Source organism: Aeromicrobium sp. 636, from assembly GCF_024433585.1.
In the GTDB taxonomy this organism is placed as follows: domain Bacteria; phylum Actinomycetota; class Actinomycetes; order Propionibacteriales; family Nocardioidaceae; genus Aeromicrobium; species Aeromicrobium senzhongii.
Map to the genome: position 1 here is coordinate 859,120 of NZ_WNJU01000001.1, position 18,799 is coordinate 877,918.

At 71.4% G+C, this 18,799-nt stretch carries 13 protein-coding genes; 6 read left to right on the plus strand and 7 right to left on the minus strand.

The features are described 5' to 3' along the window. Positions 1–18: 18 nt before the first annotated feature. Together GL325_RS04210 and GL325_RS04215 are read left to right on the plus strand one after the other, a co-directional pair. Positions 19–1,023 (plus strand): 5'-3' exonuclease H3TH domain-containing protein, encoded by a 1,005-nt coding sequence (locus GL325_RS04210; protein WP_187768690.1) that lies wholly within the window; start codon positions 19–21, stop codon positions 1,021–1,023. A gap of 34 nt (positions 1,024–1,057) precedes the next feature. After that, entirely contained in the window at positions 1,058–2,623 is a 1,566-nt protein-coding gene (locus GL325_RS04215; RefSeq protein WP_187411829.1) for a peptide chain release factor 3, read from the plus strand. Between the two features lie 197 nt (positions 2,624–2,820). On the opposite strand, the gene GL325_RS04220 is transcribed toward GL325_RS04215, so the two are convergent. Then, positions 2,821–5,766 (minus strand): M1 family aminopeptidase, encoded by a 2,946-nt coding sequence (locus GL325_RS04220; RefSeq protein ID WP_187768691.1) that lies wholly within the window; start codon positions 5,764–5,766, stop codon positions 2,821–2,823. Between the two features lie 255 nt (positions 5,767–6,021). Beyond that, a complete protein-coding gene (locus tag GL325_RS04225) occupies positions 6,022–6,660 on the minus strand; it encodes a hypothetical protein (RefSeq protein ID WP_187768692.1) in 639 nt (212 codons plus the stop codon). 82 nt (positions 6,661–6,742) lie between these two features. Between GL325_RS04225 and GL325_RS04230 the strand changes: the two genes are divergently transcribed. Further along, positions 6,743–7,699 carry an alcohol dehydrogenase catalytic domain-containing protein gene (locus GL325_RS04230; protein WP_187768693.1) on the plus strand — a complete coding sequence of 319 codons (957 nt, stop codon included), beginning with the start codon at positions 6,743–6,745 and terminating at the stop codon, positions 7,697–7,699. Positions 7,700–7,785: 86 nt separating this feature from the next. Continuing rightward, on the plus strand, positions 7,786–8,832 hold the full coding sequence (locus GL325_RS04235) for an aromatic acid exporter family protein (protein ID WP_187768694.1): 1,047 nt from the start codon (positions 7,786–7,788) through the stop codon (positions 8,830–8,832). Between the two features lies 1 nt (position 8,833). Here GL325_RS04235 and GL325_RS04240 read toward each other — a convergent pair whose 3' ends face one another. The 4 genes from GL325_RS04240 to GL325_RS04255 all read right to left on the minus strand — a co-directional run bounded on the left by GL325_RS04240 (position 8,834) and on the right by GL325_RS04255 (position 14,473). Continuing rightward, positions 8,834–9,310, minus strand: a complete 477-nt coding sequence (locus GL325_RS04240; protein WP_187768695.1) for a TspO/MBR family protein — start codon at positions 9,308–9,310, stop codon at positions 8,834–8,836. A gap of 112 nt (positions 9,311–9,422) precedes the next feature. Beyond that, positions 9,423–12,113, minus strand: coding sequence for a metallophosphoesterase family protein (locus GL325_RS04245; protein ID WP_187768696.1), 2,691 nt, complete (start codon positions 12,111–12,113; stop codon positions 9,423–9,425). Positions 12,114–12,276: 163 nt separating this feature from the next. Further along, positions 12,277–13,698, minus strand: a complete 1,422-nt coding sequence (locus GL325_RS04250) for a HAMP domain-containing sensor histidine kinase (RefSeq protein WP_255955545.1) — start codon at positions 13,696–13,698, stop codon at positions 12,277–12,279. A gap of 40 nt (positions 13,699–13,738) precedes the next feature. Further along, positions 13,739–14,473 carry a response regulator transcription factor gene (locus tag GL325_RS04255; RefSeq protein WP_255955547.1) on the minus strand — a complete coding sequence of 245 codons (735 nt, stop codon included), beginning with the start codon at positions 14,471–14,473 and terminating at the stop codon, positions 13,739–13,741. 283 nt (positions 14,474–14,756) lie between these two features. Here GL325_RS04255 and GL325_RS04260 point away from each other — a divergent pair, with 283 nt between their 5' ends. Continuing rightward, positions 14,757–16,232, plus strand: a complete 1,476-nt coding sequence (locus GL325_RS04260; protein WP_187768699.1) for a carbohydrate-binding domain-containing protein — start codon at positions 14,757–14,759, stop codon at positions 16,230–16,232. Between the two features lie 31 nt (positions 16,233–16,263). Next, the gene (locus GL325_RS04265) at positions 16,264–16,782 is read left to right on the plus strand and encodes a hypothetical protein (RefSeq protein WP_187768700.1); all 519 of its coding nucleotides are present in this window, start codon (positions 16,264–16,266) and stop codon (positions 16,780–16,782) included. A gap of 91 nt (positions 16,783–16,873) precedes the next feature. Here the strand turns inward: GL325_RS04265 and GL325_RS04270 are convergent, their stop codons facing one another. Next, positions 16,874–18,586, minus strand: coding sequence for an AMP-binding protein (locus GL325_RS04270; protein WP_187768701.1), 1,713 nt, complete (start codon positions 18,584–18,586; stop codon positions 16,874–16,876). Between the last annotated feature and the right edge of the window lie 213 nt (positions 18,587–18,799).

Consider the following 18,799-nt stretch of genomic DNA (forward strand, 5'->3'; position numbering starts at 1 on the left):
CCTAGGATGGGGACGCTCATGCCTGTCCACCACGCCCCTCCCCGCAAGCTGCTGCTCGTGGTCGACGCACCCTCACTGCTGCACCGCAATCACCACGCCCGCGCCCACACCGGGCTCATGGACCGGTCCGGACGGCCCGCATGGGCGATCCACGGCATGTTGCGGCAGATCATCGAGGCGATCGAGCGGTTCGCTCCCGACGCCGTGATCTTCGGGCTCGACGACCGCAAGGCGTCCGTGCGCGAGGAGCTCTATCCCGCCTACAAGGCCGGGCGCGCCGAGAAGGATGCGGCGCTCGTCGACCAGCTCGACCGCGCGGGCACGTTCCTGGACGCCTTGGGCCTGGCCACCCTCACGCCCCCGGGACTCGAGGCGGACGACGTCAGCGCCTCCGGCGCCCGGTGGGCACGCGACCACGGCTGGAACTGCGTCATCATCACGTCCGACCGGGACGCGTTCAGCCACATCAGCGAACACACCCGCGTCCTACGCCTCATCAACGGAGGCATCGACGCGTCGCCGCTGCTCGACCCGACCCGGCTCGTCAGCATGTACGGCATCGCCGCCGAGCACTATCTCGACTTCGCCGCCCTGCGCGGCGATCCCAGCGACAACCTCCCGGGAGTCTCCGGGATCGGGGAGAAGACCGCGGCGGTGCTCCTCACGCAGGCCGGCTCCATGCAGACGGTCTGGGCGGACATCGACCACAACGAGGGACGCACCCTCGCAGCGACCCTGGACTCCTGGGCGGTGGAGACGGGCACGCGTCGGATGGGTGCCACCATCGTCCGCAAGCTCGCCGCGCCCGAGGCACGCGAGCGCTACGAGTTCAACATCCAGATGATGTCGGGCCGCGACGACCTCGACCTCGGTCTCACGCCCGACGTGCCGGGCACACCGGGACTGCTGCCGCTGGACCTCGGTCGGGTCAACACGGTCGTGGGCTACCTGGGGGTCGAGAGGACGACGGCGCTCGCGGTCCGGGTGCTGAGCACCGATCCGGCGTCCGCAGCGCTCCGCTGAACCCACCTGCCGTGCACCCGAGTAAAATCGGGTGGTGTCCGACAAACGCCCCCGCCGCACCTTCGCCGTGATCAGTCACCCCGATGCCGGCAAGTCCACCCTGACCGAAGCGCTCGCGCTGCATGCCCGAGTCATCAACCAGGCCGGGGCCGTGCACGGCAAGGACGACCGCAAGGCGACCGTGTCGGACTGGATGGACATGGAGAAGGCGCGTGGCATCTCGATCACGTCCGCAGCGCTGCAGTTCACCTATCGCGATCACGTGATCAACCTCGTCGACACCCCGGGCCACAGTGACTTCTCGGAGGACACCTACCGGGTGCTCTCGGCCGTCGACTCGGCCGTGATGCTGGTCGACGCCGGCAAGGGCCTCGAGCCGCAGACCCTCAAGCTCTTCCGCGTGTGCGCGCTGCGTGGCATCCCGGTGATCACCGTCATCAACAAGTGGGACCGGCCGGGCCTGTCGCCGCTGGCCCTGATGGACGAGATCGAGCAGCAGATCAAGCTGCGCCCGACTCCCCTGACCTGGCCCGTGGGCGAGGCCGGCGACTTCCGGGGCGTCCTGGACCGCCGCACCGGCGAGTTCGTGAAGTACACCCGCACCGCCGGTGGCGCCGAGCGCGCACCCGAGCGCCGGATGACGGCGGACGAGGTCGAGGACGTCGACGCCGACGTCTGGGCCGCCGCGACCGACGAGAGCGAACTCCTCTCGCTCGACGGCGCCGATCATGACCAGAAGCGCTTCCTCGCCGGCGAGACGACCCCGGTCATGTTCGCCTCGGCGCTGCAGAACTTCGGTGTCGCCCAGCTGCTGGAGCTGCTGCTCGAACTCGCCCCCGGCCCGAGCGCGACCGCCGGGGTCGACGGCACGGTCCGCCAGGTCGACGACGAGTTCAGCGCGTTCGTCTTCAAGGTCCAGTCCGGCATGAACAGCGCTCACCGCGACCGGCTCGCCTACGCCCGCGTCGTGTCCGGCACCTTCGACCGCGGGATGATCGTGACCCACGCCTCGACCGGCCGGCCCTTCGCGACGAAGTACGCCCAGGCGGTCTTCGGCCGGACGACCTCCTCGGCCGAGCACGCCTCGCCGGGCGACATCATCGGCTTCGTCAACGCCCAGGCGCTGCGCGTGGGCGACACCGTCTACGTCGGCGACCCGATCGACTATCCCCCGGTGCCCAGCTTCGCGCCCGAGCACTTCATGACCGCGACCGCCCGTGACATCGGGCGGTACAAGCAGTTCCGGCGCGGCATCGAGCAGCTCGACCAAGAGGGCGTCGTCCAGGTCCTTCGTTCCGACCTCCGCGGCGACCAGAGCCCTGTGCTGGCCGCAGTCGGCCCCCTCCAGTTCGAGGTCGTCGAGGAGCGGATGAAGAACGAGTTCAACTCCCCGATCCGACTCTCGCGCCTGGAGTACCAGGTCGCCCGTCGCACCGACGCCGACGGCGCGAAGGCGTTGGCCGGAGTGCGCAACGTCGAGGTCCTGCAACGGGCGGACGGCACCTACTTGGCGCTCTTCACGGACAAGTGGCGCGCGAACAAGGTCGCCCGCGACAACCCGGACGTTCTGCTGGAGGAGCTGCCGGCCGGAGGCGACTGAGGGGCCCGCGCGGCGAGTCAGCCGCGCGGGAGCGCCGGCGGCCAGCCGGAAGACGGGCGATACCGGTGCGCCACTCGGCGGGGTCGCTCGTGTCGCGGGGACCGCCAGCTCCATCGGAGGCAGCGTCACCGGCCGGACCCGCCCCGACACGACGAAGGGCCCGGCAGCCGTGGCTGCCGAGCCCTCCACCCGTGAGGTCAGCGGCGGGGCTTGACCTTGGCCTTGACCTTGCCGCTCTTCGTGACGGTCGTGAAGCCGGGCTTGCTGATCGTGACGCGGTACGAAACGCGCTTGCCCGCGTACCCCTTCTTCAGCCGCAGCTTCTTGGCGTTGCCGACCCGCTTGCCGCCGACGTACCAGCGGTAGGTGACCCGGTGTCCCGAGCCGAACCGGGTCACGCTGAGGCCGAGCTGACGGCCGACCACCGGCTTGCCGACGACCTTGACCCGGCCGCGCGGCAGCGTGGCGCGCGCGACCGGCGCGGTCGCGACGCTGACCTTCGAGCCCGACTCGTATCCGGCCCGGGAGCCGGTCACCTCGACGGAGATCCGCTTGCCGAGGTCGGCCAGACCCGACCGGTAGGTCGCGGTGGTCGCACCGGCGATGGGAGCGCCGTTGCGACGCCACTGGTATGTCAGCGTCACGCCGGCGTCCCACGTGCCCGCCGTCGCGCGCAGAGTCGACCCGAACCGGGCGGTGCCCGCGATGGTGGGCACCGGCGTGGCCGACTGCTCCGCAAGGGCCACCTCGACCGCAGCACTGGTCCGCGTCACCGAGGCGTACCCGGCACGCTCGCCGGTCACGGCCACGGTCAGCGGCTTGCCCGCATCGGCGGCCGTCGGGGTGTACGACGCGCCGTTGCCCACCGACTCGCCGTCGACGAACCACTCGCGCGTCAGGCTCACCCCGGCGTCCCACTCCCCCGGGACCACCGAGACCTCGGCGTCGACGCGCGGGGTGCCGCTGAGGGTCGGCACCGGCGTGGCCGCCTGCATGCCCTCGACCACGGCCTCGGTCGGCGCGCTGACCCGGCGCGTCGCGGAGCGGCCGGGAGCGACGCCGGTGACGACGACGCTCACGGTCTTGCCGATGTCGGTCGGCTCGGGAACGAACGTGCGCTCGGTGGCACCGGTGCGGACGACGCCGTCGACCGACCACTCGTGGGTCAGAGTCGTGCCCTGGGGCCAGGCGCCCTCGGCCGTCAGCGTCGCGCCGACCGTCGGCGTGCCCGAGACCGTCGGCTTCGGGGCGGACTTCAGACCGCCGCAGGCGACGCAGGCCCCGCCCATCGTCACGGGGTCGGCCTTCACGAAGAGGTCGTCACTGGCGGCTCGCGTCGTCACCGTGAAGGTCGTCGATGCCGTCGCGCCGACGGCGGTCTCGGGGACGGTCCAGGTGAGCGTCTCACCGGCGCGGGTCACCCCGGCCGGCAACGTGCCGAGGCGACCGTCGTCGACGACGTCGCCGACGTCCACTGTCACGGTCGCGCCCGGCAGCGGGACCTTGCCGGAGTTGACGGCCTTCACGGTGAAGGCGACCTCCGCGCCGCCGGACACGGTGCCCTGGGCCGGCTCGGAGCTGACCGACACGTCGTACTTGCTGGGCCACGCCGGCTTGTCGGCGTCGTAGATCCAGTCCTGCCAGAAGGCGTTGAGGTCGTGGCCCGAGATCTCCTCGGCGAGCTCCTTGAGCCGGTCGGCGCGCGGGCTCGTCCCCGCGTACCGGACCTGCCACCGCTTCAGGACCCGCAGGAAGTCCTCGTCACGCAGGACCGTCCGCAGCGCCTCCCAGAACTGGGCGCCACGGGTGTAGGTCTGGTAGCCGTAGAGGCTCCCGGGGTTGGTCTGGGCCCCGGGCGGAGTCCTCCAGTTCGGGTGGCTGGCCGCGGTGCTGTTCCAACTGTTGTAGTACGTCGTCTCGACCGCACCCGGGTTCGGCGTGGGCGCCGCCAGGGTGCTGCTGTAATAGGTGGGGGCCCACGTGCCCATGCCCTCGTTGATCCAGATGTCGGTCCACAGTCCCGGCGAGACGTTGTTGCCGTACCACTGGTGCGCCAGCTCGTGCAGCAACGTGTTGCCGTTGACGGAGCCAGCCGAGGGGAAGAAGGAGCGGTCCTGGGTCTCGAGGGCGTAGTTGATGCCGGAAGGCACCGTGTCGATCACCACGCCGGTGCTGTTGCCCGGGTAGAGGCCGAAGACGCCCTCGAAGCGCCGCAGCATCTCGCCGAGCAGGGCGCGCCGGTTGTTGATCGTGGTCTTGTTCGCCTCGGAGAGCGACGAGTCCACGAAGGACCACTCGGGGATGACTCGCCCGCCCGAGAGGGTCACCTGGGACTCGTGCACGTCGTACTTGCCGATCGAGATGAGCGCCAGCTCGCTGGCCATCTGCTCGCGCTGCACCCACTCCCACGTGGTGCGCTCGCCGCCGGGGCTGACGGTCTTCGAGGCCAACTCACCATTGCTGACGGCCGCCGCGGGGCCCGTGCCGGTCGCGCTGGTGATCGTGGAGGGGACGTCCAGCGTGAACGACCAGGTCGCCTTGTCGCCGGGCGTGTTGTTGTGCGGGAAACCCGCCATCGCGCCGACCGGCTGGCCCATGAAGATCGCGCCGTCGGTCGTGGGGACCCAGCCCTCCCACGAGTTGTCGGGATCGACGTGGGTGCTCGGCGTGCCGCGGTAGGTCACCTCGGTGGTGAACTCGCCCTCGACGGGCTCGGCCGGGGTGACGATCAGCTTGAACTTGATGTCCGCCGCGCTCTGCACGCGCTCGTACGTGGCGGGGGCGCCGTTGACCGTGACGGAGTCGATCTGCAGGCCCTCGAAGTCGAGCGAGAAGGTGCGCAGCGGGGCGCCGGTGGTGCGCGCCCGCATCGTGGTCGAGGCGTCGGTGAGCTCGCCGCTCATGATGTTGCCGACGAGGCCGTTCGCCTGCCACGCGATGTCGACGTCGTAGTGCAGGGCGTCGTAGCCGCCGTTGCCGACGTGCGGGAAGATCGCGTCTCCCGCGGTCTGCGCGCCGTCGACCGGCGCGAGCGGTTCGGCCTGGGCCGGCGTGCCGAGCAGGGTGCCTGCCACCAGCACGAGGGGAACGGCCCGGGCGGCGGCGCGGCGCCAGCGGGCTCGTTCGAGGGTGGATGCGCTCACGGGTTTGCCTCCGTCGGTCACGGGTCCTTCGCGAGCCCCCTCGCACAGCGACATCCCCTGGGTTCGTGCCGACCCTAGCGGTTGCCCGCCCCCGCGCGGAGACATTCGCCCAGACCGAGTAGCAAATTGGCTCCACGTCCCGGTGCTGGCCGACCAGCTGCGACGTCCCCGGCGGCGTCGCGGACCTGCGTTACCGGGTCACGATGGCCGGTGATCGGATCGCGGAGCTCGTCATCACCGCGTGAGGGCCCGAGCTCAGCCGAGTGCGGTGACGAAGTCCGCGATGAACCGCTCGTAGAACTCCTCGTGATCCAGGCCCGGGGTGGGCACCTTGTTCTCCGGGAGTGGCCACATGAAGTCGAAGTGGCCCACGCCCTCGTAGGTGCGCAGTTCGAGCCAGGTCGGAGCCGGCCACAGGACCTCGGCCGTATCCGGCGGGGTGACGTCGTCCTTCGCACCGATGAACACCGTGATCGGGACGCTCAGGTCGTCCAGTGCATCGCGGCCCTCGAACCACCCGGTCGCCGGCGCGAGCACCACCACGCGGCCGACCCGCGGCTCTCGGGGCACGTCGATCACGGCGCCCTGGCTGTTCCGCGGGCGCACGCCGGCCAGGCACAGTGCCGCGCAGCCGCCGAGCGAGTGACCGGCGGCCACCACGGGAAGGTCCTCGTGCCCGAGACCCTCGAGCCCTGCAGCGAGGGCCGTCACGCGCTCCCGCACGACCTCGTCGGAGAAGGTCTCGTCGAGGTCATGCTCGGGCGACATGACGATGAACCCGGCTTCGTTCGCGGACGTCAGCAGACGTTCGTAGCGGGTCGGGTCGCCGGCGGCTCCGGGCGCGAACAGCAGGATGCCGCGAGGGTCCTCGGACGTCAGCAGGATCGAGGTCATCCTCGAACCCTACGCACCGAAAGCCGCGGCGGCAGGTGGGAGCGCTTGACCTGAAGTCCGGTTGAGGTTGTCCGATGAGGTCATGCACGCGATCCGTCATCACGAGTTCGGCCCCGCCGACGTCCTGCGCCTCGAGACCCTGCCCGACCTCGTCCCGGGAGAGGGGCAACTGCGCATCCGCGTGGACGCAGTCGGGGTCCACCTGCTCGATACGTCCATCCGGGCCGGGGACGCCTTCGGCGCCGGCGACCGCCCCACGCTGCCGATGATCCCGGGCCGCGAGGTCGCGGGCGTCGTCGACGACGTGGGCGCCGGCGTGGAAGGGACCTGGCTGGGGCGCAGCGTCGTCGCCCACCTCGGCTTCGCGAGTGGCGGCTACGCCGAGCAGGCCGTGGTCGACTCGCACCGGGCCCATCTCGTGCCCGCCGGTCTCGACGCCGCCACCGCGGTCGCCACCATCGGGACGGGCCGCACGGCCACCGCCATCCTCGAGCTGGCCGAGCTGAGGCCGGAGGACGTCGTGGTCGTCACCTCCGCCGCCGGTGGGCTGGGTCCGCTGCTGCTGCAGGGCGCGGCCACCGCGGGGGCGCGGACCGTCGGACTGGCGGGCGGTCCGGACAAGACGGCGCTGGTCGCTCGCTTCGGCGCGACCTTGGCGCTGGACCACCAGCGTCCCGACTGGCAGTTGCGACTGCGTGAGGTCGGCACGCCGACCGTCGTCCTCGACGGCGTCGCGGGACCGATCGGTCGCGCCCTGTATCGCAGCCTCGCGCCGGGCGGCCGGCTGGTGCGGTTCGGCTGGTCCTCCGGAGAGCCGAACGACTACGCCGATCCGAGCCGGCCGGTGATCGACGTGCTCGGCCCACCGATCCTGGACCGGCTCGACGAGTTCGAGCGGGCGGCTCTCCGCGCGGCGGCCGACGGGACACGGGTTCCCCACGTCGGGACGATTCTCCCCCTGTCCGAGGCGGCAGCGGCCCATCGCGCGCTGGAATCGAGGGCGTCGGTGGGCAAGGTCGTGCTGCTGGTGCCCCGCTGATCTCCCCCCGTGGCGGGCGCGCACGATCGGGCTCGTGCCCCGTCGACGACATGCCGCCCTCGGCGAACCGTGGCACCGTGGACCGGATGCACTCCGCACGAATCCGGCTCCTCGACCTCTGGGCGAGCCACCCCCGGTTCGCGCTCGCGCTGCGTGCGGCGTGTGCCGCGGCGATCGCCTGGAGCCTCGTCCGCTTCATCCCCGGCGCCCAGGACTACCCGTACTACGCTCCGTTCGGGGCGATCATCGCCACGACCTCGACCCTCGCCGGATCGGTCCGCGAGTCGATGCAGGCCGTGGGTGCCATCGTCGTGGGCGGCACCATCGCGTGGCTGGTGGACCTCGTCACCGGTGACACCGCTCCCCTGACCGTGGGCATCGTGGTCGCGCTCTCGGTCTGCGCGGCCGGCTGGCGACCACTGGGCGTGATGGGTGGCTGGGCGCCCACGGCGGCCCTGTTCACACTGATCATCGGCCACGGCGAGGCGTTCTTCATCGGCGCGTACGGCGGCCTGACCCTCTACGGCGCCGCGGTCGGCATCCTGATCAACGTGATGGCTCCCCCGCTGCCGTTGGCTCCCGCCCGGTCCGCGGTGGGACACACGCGGCACGTCCTGGCCTCACAGCTGCGCGAGCTGGGCGACCTCATGGTGGCGTACGAGCTGCCCACCCTGGAGCAGTGGCACCGGGACCACTCCGAGCTCCGTCGCGCACGGGCGCAGATGCGTGACGCCGTGCTGCGCGCCCAGGAGTCACTGACGGGCAACGCCCGTGCGCGCCGCCACCGTCAGGCCCTGAGGAAGCTCACCGAGGAGGCGGACGCTCTCGACCGCGTCGCGCTGCTCGTGGCCGATGTCAGCGACCTCGTGCTGCGATCCCACGGCGCACCGGGCGACCCCACCGGTCAAGCGACTCTGGCCGACTCCGTCCGAGAGCCGATCGCCCGCGCGATGCACCGGGTGGCCGATGCGCTCGACGCCTACGCCGACGGGGCGGACACGGACCCCGATCTGAAGGCCGCCGACGAGGAGCTGACCGAACTGCTCCACTTCCAGGCTCGCGAGACCCACGAGCAGCTGGTGGTCAACAGTGTCGTGCTCTCGCTGCGACGAGCCCTCGACACGTTCGCCTGAGTCAGCGGTTCCTGTTCTTCCGCCAGATCGCGGCGGTGAGGACGGTCGCGAAGGTGTTCCACGCCGTGTACGGCACCAGCGCCCACCCGGCTCGCCTCGAGGCTCCCCCGGCGGTGCGTGCCAGGTCGGCCGAGCTGGCAGCCAGGGCGCCCGCCACCGCGATCGACGGGACCAGTTGGTGTCCGCGGAAGAACGACCAGCACCAACCCGCATTGAGGGCCATGTTGAGCGCGAGCTTGCGGCGGTACGTGCTCGCCTCGTCCGGCGTCATCTGTGCCTGCGCATCAACCGACGCCCAGGCCGTGGAGGCGTAGAGACCGGTCCACACGACCGGGAACACGGGCCCGGGCGGTTGGATCGACGGCTTGCGCAGCGTCCGGTACCAGAGGCTCTTCATCCCGGTGGACGTCGCGACGGACCCGAGGACGGCCGCGGCGACCGGCGCGGCGATGCTGCTGGCGAGGGTGCGGCTCTTCATTCGGCCACGGTAGGCACGGTCCACCGGGCTCGCGACTCGACGCGTCTGCTGGAGGAGAAGCGGACGGGCCCGCCGCGGCCGAAGCCGGTGGCGGGCCCGCTCGTACCGAGACTCAGCGCTTCACCTTCACCGCCTTGGTCCGGGTGGACGTCGCGTACTTCGCGTCGCTCGGGTCGAGGACGACCGTGACGACGGCTCGACCCCTGGCACGCTTCGGCACCGCGCCGAGCCGCACCGTCGTCTTGCGACCGGCCTTCACCGTCACGGTGCGGGTGAGCTTCTTGCCGCCCGCCCGGACGGTCACGCGAACCTTCCCGGTGACGCTGGGCCGCACGGCCACGGCGGCCTTCCTGCCGGCCTTGACCGTCGCCTTGCCGACGGCGACCTTCGACGCGATCTTGCGGTCGGGGGCCACGATCACGGTCGTGGGCAGCGAGTGAACCGTCCGCGTGCCCGAGGTCACGGCCACCCGATACTGCTGACGGCCGGTGTTCGCGGTGACGTCCTCCAGCACGAGGCTGGACTTGTCCTGGTTCACGATGTCCGTCCACGCGTTCTTCCCGACCGGGCTGCGCTGCCACTGGTAGGACAGGCCGCCCTCGCCACGGGCCTCGACGGCCAGGCGCACGGTGCCGCCGACCTTCGTGTGGACCGTGGTCGGCGACTGCTTCACGATCTGCGGTGCCGGGGTGAGGTCCTCGAACTCGGGGACCGGGGCACCGGCCTCGGTGACGACCTTGCGGCCGTCGTCGTGCTTGGTGACGACGAACTCGTCCCACACGCCACCGACCGGGACATCGGTCGTGGACGACGCGGTCTTCTCGGCGATGTACGACGTGTAGTGCAGGCGGTCGTCGGTGACCTTCACGACCGCGAAGCTCGAGAAGTCCTCACCCTTGCGCACCTGGGTCGCACCGTTCTTCGTCCACACGTTCCGCTCGTCGGTCTCCAGGTCGTAGTGCTTGGCGCCGGAGTTCTGGACGATGTAGACCGGGCCGTCGGTGACACCGTCGCGATCGGTCCGGTTCTCGTTGTTGAAGCCGCGGGCGTAGACGTGGTCGTGGCCCATCTGGACGAGATCGATGTTGTGCTTCTGGAAGACCGGCACCCACGGTCCACGCAGGTGCGGCTCGTCGCGACCGGCCGACGCCGAGTAGACCGGCTGGTGGAACGTGACGACGTTCCACTTCGCGGGCGACTCGCCCAGGATGTGGTCCATCCACGCGGCCTGGTACTCGGCCCACAGCGCGGCGACCCGCTTCGACGGGCACTCCTCACCCGAGCAGGACGGCAGGTTCTGCGGGGTCAGGAACGTCGAGTCGGTCGTGGCGTTGATCGTGATGAAGCGGATGCCCTGGTAGTCGCTGTAGTAGACCGTCTCGTGCGCGAACTGCGACCAGTGGTCGAAGTAGGCCTGGTACTGGCGCGCGACCTCCGTGTCGCCGACCGAGCGCTGGGCCAGGTCGCCGATCGTGGAGGAGTTCGGCTGGTTGTCCGGGTACTCGAAGTGCGCCTTCCACGACTTCAGCAGCCGATCGCCCGAGTACTCGTGGTTGCCCGGCGCGGCGAAGATGTTCGTCGTCGCGGCGGACTCCACCATGCCGGTGAACCAGTTCTTCCACTGGGTGTCGTTGCTGGAGGTGTCGATGAGGTCGCCGGCATGCACCGAGCCGATCGAGTTCGGCGCCTTCTCCCGGGCCAGCTTGACGACGTTCGGCCAGGTCGAGTCCAGGCCGATCTGGGCGTCGCCGTAGTAGACGTACTCGGTCTCCTCCGCGTCCGGGTCGGCGGTGGTGAACGTCTTCCACTGGCTCCAGGCGTCCGGGTTGCCGACGCGGTAGGTGTACTCCGTGTCGGGCTTCAGGCCACGGACCGTCGCGGAGAAGTGCGGGTTGCCCTGGTTGACGGCCGTGCCCTGACTCGTGGCGCCGACCGTCCGAATGGGGCCGTCGCCGACCCGCAACTGGACGCGGCCCACGCTGACGTCCGGTGCGCCCGCGAGCCAGGTGAAGCTCTGCGAGGTCTCGGGGGTCTCGGTCGGCGTCAGGATGACGCGGCTGGGTGCGCCGACGGCGGGGCCGGAGGGCGGGGGCGGAAGCTCGCCGCCCAGGTGGTCCAGCGAGAACCAGATGTCCGAGCTCGCGGCACGGTCCTGGTGCAGCCGCACGGCGATGGTGTTGCTGCCCGTCCGGAACTTCGACGCGGGGATCGTGAACGCGAGCTCCTCGCCGGTGCCGCTGTCGTACGCGACGTTGGGTGTGCCGTCCTCGACGAGGTGACGCTTGACCTCCTCGCCGTTGATGAAGATGACGGCCGCGTCGTCGATGTACCCGTCGAAGCCGATGTCCTCGCCGGTCGCGAGCTGCTCGGCGGTCACATCGAAGGTGGTCCGGAAGAAGTACGTGGGGATGTTGTCGCCACCGGTCGGTCGCATCGGCAGCACGGTGGTGGCGCGCATCCCGTCGTCGAAGTCGGCGGTCTCGACACCGCTCTCCCACTTCGCACCGAATCCACCCTTGCCGGTGGCCCAGGTGCTGTCGTCGAAGCCGGGCTGGGCCCAGGCGTGGCGGTCACCGGTCGGCGAGGGGTCGACGCCGGTGGCCAGGTAGCGCCACGAGGTGCCGGCGTCGATCAGCGGCGCGAAGTAGGTCGGCTCGTCCGCGACCCGGACGATGCCCGGTGCCGCGGTCGACGAGGCCGTGGCGGTCGCGACCGGACTCAGGCAACCGACGCCGGCGACGGCGAGCGCCACGGCGGCCAGTGACATGCGCCGGGATCGCGCCCGGCCCATGGGGTTCTTCATCTGGATTCCTCTCGGTACGTGCGCGTGGATGCGCACCCTGAGAGCTAGTCAGCCCGAGACGGATGAACACCGGTGGGCTGGACGGGGACGGTGCTACGGCGCGTGGGAGAAGAAGTCGCGAACCCCGGGTGAACGCTCCGTCCCCTCCGTGGCCCGGCGCACCTCACCCGTCGATCTCACCGGGCGGGTCCTCCTGCGCGCCCTCCGCCGGCAGCCGGACCGTGAAGGTCGTGTCCCCCGGCCGGCTGTCGAGCGTCACACTGCCGCCGTGCGCCTCGATGATGGCCGCCACCAGCGCGAGCCCCAGCCCGACGCCACCCTCTCGGGTGCGGGCACGGTCGCCGCGAGTGAACCGCTCGAAGGCGTGCTCGGCCAACTCGGGTGAGAACCCCGGCCCGTCGTCGTGGACGGTGAACCCCGACGGGTCGGCGGCCACGGTCACGGTGGTTCCTGCGGGCGTGTGCTTGCGCGCGTTCGTGAGCAGGTTGGTGACGACCTGGTGCAACCGCTGCTCGTCGCCGAGCACCTCGATCGGCTCGTCCGGCAGCGTCAGCCGCCAGACGTGGTCCGGCGCGATCACCCGCGCGTCGGCGACCGCCTCCAGCAGCATCCGCGTCAGGTCGACGGGCTGGCGAGCGAGCGGACGGCCGGCGTCGAGCCGCGCCAGCAGCAGCAGGTCCTCGACGAGAGCCGTCATCCGGTGCGACTCCTCCTCGACCTTCTCCAGGGCCCGGCGCAGCGCCTCCTCGTCGTCCGGTCGGCTGCGGGCCAGCTCGGAGTAGCCCGCGATGGTCGCCAGGGGCGTCCGTAGCTCGTGTGACGCGTCGGCCACGAACTGGCGCACCTGCTCCTCGCTGCGCTGACGTGCCTCGAGGGAGGACTCGACGTGGTCCAACAGCGTGTTCAGCGCGCTGCCCACCTGACCGACCTCGGTCGACTCGTCGGCGAGGTCTGCGGGCACCCGCTCCGCCAGCTCGATGTCCCCCCGGGCCAGCGGCAGCCGCGCCACGGCGTTCGCGGTGCCGGCCACCTCGCGCAGCGGCCGCAGCTGGCGGCGCACCAGGACGAGGGCCCCGCCCAGTGCGGCGACCGCGCCGAGCACCGTCAGCACGCCCTGCCAGCCCAGCAGCGTGGCCACCGCGGCGTCCACGTCACGGGTGGGCAGGCCCGCCGCCAGCTTCCCCGCCGAGGTCTCGACGACCACGACGCGGTAGCCACCGAACTCGTCCAGCCGCACGGTGTGGGGACCGTCGTCGGCCGAGACCTCGTCGAGGGCCTCCAGGTCGTCCTCGGACAGTGGCGACCGACTCGTCCGGCCGTCCTGCCCCTCGACGATGACGTCGCCGACTGCCACGTCCCGGTCCGGGATCCACACCGCGGTGAGGGTGCCGACGCCCTGGCCGCGACGGTCGTCGAGACCGTCCGGGCCGGGCCCGTCGCCGAACGACGGCGCACGCTGGGCTCGCTGCAGCGACGCCGTGACCTGGTCGTCCAGCTGGGCGAGCAGGTACGACCGCACCGCGACAGCGCTCAATGCCCCGACCAGCACGGTCACGCCCACGACGAGCAGCACCGTCGTGGCCACCAGTCGCGCCGTCAGGGAGCGCGGCCCACCCGGTCGCACGTCACTCCGCCGGCTTGAGGACGTAGCCGGCGCCACGCATCGTGTGGATCATGGGCGCACGGCCCGCGTCGATCTTCTTGCGCAGGTAGGAGATGTACAGCTCGACGACGTTGGCCTGTCCGCCGAAGTCGTAGTTCCAGACCCGGTCGAGGATCTGCGCCTTGCTCAGCACGCGCCGGGGGTTGCGCATCAGGAACCGCAGCAGCTCGAACTCGGTCGCGGTCAGGGTGATCTCGTCGCCGCCGCGGAAGACCTCGTGACTGTCCTCGTCCAGGGTCAGGTCGCCGACCACGAGCACCGACGACGACTCGGCCTGCTGCGCGCCGGCGCGCCGCATCAGGGCCCGGACGCGGGCGACGACCTCCTGCAGCGAGAAGGGCTTGGTCACGTAGTCGTCCCCGCCCTCGGTCAGGCCGGCGACGCGGTCCTCGACGGCGTCGCGCGCGGTGAGGAAGAGGACCGGCACGTTCGGGTCGAAGGAGCGCATCCGGCGCAGCACCTCGAACCCGTCGAAGTCGGGCAGCATGATGTCGAGCACGACGGCGTCGGGACGCAGCTCCCGCGCGAGGTCGACCGCCTTGCGGCCGGTGTGGGCCATCGTGACGTCCCAGCCCTCGTAGCGCAGCGCCATCGCGATCAGCTCGGCCAGGTTGACCTCGTCGTCGACGACGAGCACCCGCAGCGGGGATCCGTCCGGGCGCGTGAGCCGGGAGGACTGCGATGCCTTGGGGTCCACCTTTCCGACGGTACCCGCGGGCGGGTTCGGCGCGCACGGGGACGAGGACGCGCGACGTGGATTCATGCTGACTCCTCACAGAGCTCGGTGACCACCACCCTTGCAGCGCGCGCTGTCGCCGGACCCCCACCCGCCTGTGAGCAGCCTGTGAGCGGCCGGGAGCTCCCCCGCGACGGCGTCCGGGACCCTCACAGCCCGCTCACATCTGGACTCCATCACGGCGACAGGTCGGCGCAGCACGATCGAGACAACGAAGCACCGAGCCCGTCCCGAAAGGACCCTCATGAAGACTCACAGGTTGCGGAGCGTCCTGGTGGCGACCGCGTCGCTGGCGCTCATCGCCGGCTGCGGCGCGTCCGAGACGCCATCCGGCGACGCCCCGCACGACCCGACCACGATCACCGACGCCACGACCGTCCGTGCGGCCCTGGCCGACAACGTCGACGTCGAGACCGGAGACACCTCCGAGGACGCCGCCGACGCCGTGGACGTCACCCTGTCCGGCGCCACCGCCTCCTCCGACAGCGACGACGTGTCCGCGAAGGACGGCACCGTCACGATCTCCGCACCGGGCACCTACCGGCTGCACGGGAGCCTGACCGGCCAGGTCGTCGTCGACAGCAACGCCGAGGGTGCCGTGCGGCTCCTCCTGGACGGCGCCTCGATCACCTCCGGCACCACCGCCGCGCTGCACGTGGCCGAGGCGGACTCGGTCGTGGTCGTGCTGGCGCAGGGCAGCCAGAACCGGCTCGAGGACGCCACGACCTACGCCGACACCTCCGACGACGCCCCCACCGGCGCCCTGTTCTCGACGGCCGACCTGACCATCGGGGGCACCGGCTCCCTGAGCGTCGAGGGCCGCAGCAACAACGGCATCGTGAGCAAGGACGGGCTGGTCCTGGCCGGCGGCACGATCTCGGTCGACGCCGTCGACGACGGGATCATCGGCAAGGACTACCTCGTCGCATCGGGCGCCGACGTCAGCGTGACCGCGGTGGACGACGGCCTGAGGTCCGACAACACCGAGGATCCTGGCGCGGGCTTCGTCCTGGTCGAGGACGGCTCCGTCCGCGTGGACTCCCGTGACGACGCCCTCAAGGGCGTGCAGGTTCTGGTCTCCGGCGGCACCGTCGACGTCGCCGGATCGACCGAGGCGGTCGAGGGCTCCGTCGTCATCGTCGACGGCGGCGACCTGGACCTGCGCTCGGCCGACGACGCCGTCAACGCCTCGTCCTCGGACGAGGAGTCGACGAGCGCGCACGGCGGCACCGGCTCCATGGAGCCCGACGACTCACTGCGCATCGTCATCAACGGCGGCACCGTCGACGTCTGGTCCAGTGGCGACGGCATCGACTCCAACGGCGACCTCACGGTCACCGGAGGCACCGTCACGGTGCACGGCCCCACGAGCGGCGAGGACGGCGCTCTGGACGTGAACGGCGACTTCGAGATCTCCGGCGGCACCCTGCTCGCGACCGGCAGCGCCACCATGCTGACCGCGCCGTCCGGCGAGTCGGAGCAGGCGTGGATCGCCGTGCCGCTCGACCGCACGGTGAGTGCGGGCGAAAAGGTCGTCATCACCGACCCGAAGGGTGATGAGGTCGCCACCTTCACGGCCCGCAAGGACCTCGCAGCAGTCGTCTACTCATCGCCGCAGATCACGACCGGCCAGACGTACACCGTCACCGCGGCCGGGCACACGACCACGGCCACCGCCGGGGAGGCCCCTGCGGGCGGCCCCGGATCCGCGGCCCACTGACCCCCCCCACCCAGAGAGGAACACCACCAACATGAGCACCAACGAGAACCCCACCACCCCCCAGCCCACCACCCCCGCCGAGAGCGCGCCCGCGGCCGCCGACTCCCCGGCCGAGCCCCGCAGCTCGACGTGGCGCGAGCGCCTGCCCCGAGGCCGCAAGGCGACCATCGCGGGCGCCGTCGCCGGCGGCGTGGTCCTCGCTGCGGTCGGCTTCGGCGCCGGCTACGCGGTCGGGGACGATGACGGACCCGAGCGCGGCGGGCACGAGATGTCCCAGCAGTTCGACCGCCAGGGCGGTCCGCACGGCGGCGAGCAGATGCCCGGCGGGCCCGGGCAGGGCCACCGCGGGCAGTTCCCCGGCGGCCCGGGCCAGAACCAGGACCAGGGCCAGGGCCAGGGCCAGGGCGAGCGGCCCGACCAGGGCCAGGGCGAGCGGCCCGACCAGGGCCAGCGCGGTGACCGGTCCCAGCAGTCACCCGACTACAACGGCGACGGCCAGCCCGACGGCGACTCGGCCACGCCGAAGCAGGACGACACGGCGAAGTTCTGACGACCGGCCCATCCGCACCGCGACGTCGGGCGGCCCGCACCATGCGGGCCGCCCGTCGTCGTGTCGCGTGGGTGCGACCGCCCGACTGCGTTCAGTCCCCGTGCGTGAAGAGCTTCTGCACCTGCCGGCGCATGACCTTGCCGATCTGCGAGCGCGGCAGGTCCTTGAGGATCTCGACCCGGCGCGGCAGCGCGTAGCGCGCGAGATGGGTCTCGCCGTGGGCGCGGACCTGCTCGAGCGACGGCGCGACGGCGCCCTCCTCGAGCACGAAGGCCGCCAGCACCTGGTCGTCGCCGGCGCTCGTGCGCACGCCCACGACCGCCACGTCGGCGATGCCCGGCATGAGGCGCAGGTGGTCCTCGACGTTCGACGGGTAGACCTTGAACCCGCCGACGATGATCATCTCCTTGACGCGGTCGACCAGGGTGACCCAGCCGGTCTCGTCGACCTCGACGACGTCGCCGGTGCGCAGCCAGCCGCCCTCGAGCAGCTGGTGGGCGGTCTCCTCGGGCCGGTTCAGGTAACCCGAGAACACCTGCGGACCGCGCACGAGCAGCTCGCCGCGCCGGTACCCGTGCTCATCGGGCGTCACCTCGCGGGTGTGGTCGTCGATGTCGACGATCTTCATGTCCGTGTTGGGGAACGGCACCCCCAGCGTGCCCGGGCGACGCGCCGGGCTGCACGGGTTGCCCAGCGCGATCGGGGCGCACTCGGTCATCCCGTAGCCCTCGATCAACAGGCCTCCGGTCAGGGCCTCCCAGCGCTCGACGGTCGATTCCGGGATCGGCATGGCGCCGGCGAAACCGAGCCGCACCTGGCGCAGCCCTTCCGTGGGCGGGTTCTTCGCCTTCTCGACGGCCAGCGCGATCCGGTCGAACATCGGGGCGACGCCGGCCATGAACGTCGCGGGGCGGCGGTCGAACGCGGCCAGCACGGCCTCGGGATCGAAGTTCGGGAACATCACGAGCGTCGCCCCGATGTACCCGGGCAGGTTCAGGCAGAAGGTCAGACCGAAGGCGTGGAAGAACGGCAGGACGCCGTAGACGGTTTCCTCTCCTTCGCGGAACGAGACCCAGGCCTGGCCGTGCACCACGTTGGCCACCAGGTTGCGGTGCGTCAACATCGCGGCCTTGGGCGTGCCCGTCGTGCCGCCGGTGTACTGCAGCAGCGCCAGGTCGTCGCCATGCACCTCGGCGGCCGCGACCTCGCCGCGGGCCTTCTTCACCAGGGTGTGCCAGTCGAGGATGTCCGCCGGGACGGTGCCCCGGAGCGCGTCGCGCTTCTCGCGGGCCGCCTTGACCGGCAGCTTGAGCAACAACTGCGCCGAGGCCGGCAGGTCGCGGCTGATGTCGACGCTGACGACCTTGACGCGGGTCTGGCCGCGCGCGGCCAGGACGGTCTCGACGGCCTTGTGCCACACCAGCGCGTACGTCGCGCCGCAGTCGGCGAGGAGGTGGGTCAACTCGGCCTGCGTGTAGGTCGGATTCAGGTCGACGACGACCGCGCCCAGGCGGAGGGCGGCGTGATAGGCGACCAGGTGGCTGGGGCTGTTCGGCAGCACCAGGGCCACCCTGTCGCCGGCCTTCACGCCGAGGTCGCGCAGCACCACCATGGCCCGGCGGACCGCCTGCTCGGTCTCGGCGTAGGTCGCGGTGGCACCGAGGAAGTCGGTGGCGATCCGGTCGGGCCACTTCTTCGCTGCACGCTCCAGACCCGCCGTGATGGGCTCGTCCGGGATGTCGATCTGCGTCGGTACGCCGGGGCCGTAGTGGACGGACCAGGGGCGCTCACCGTGCTCGTACATCGTTCCTGCCTTGCCGTTCGAAGGTCGGACCCGAGCGGCCCGACGTCACCCTTCGAGTCTAGGAGCCGCTCGGTTCGCTCCGGGGCGAGGTCCCGTGGGCCGACGGCGATAACAGAGCGACTGCAGCTCGCGCCGGCGCCCGGTCGGCAGGTCGGACACCTGGGTTTCCTCCGGGCCTCCGCGGCCGATCTGCTGTGGCGACCTGTCCTGGAC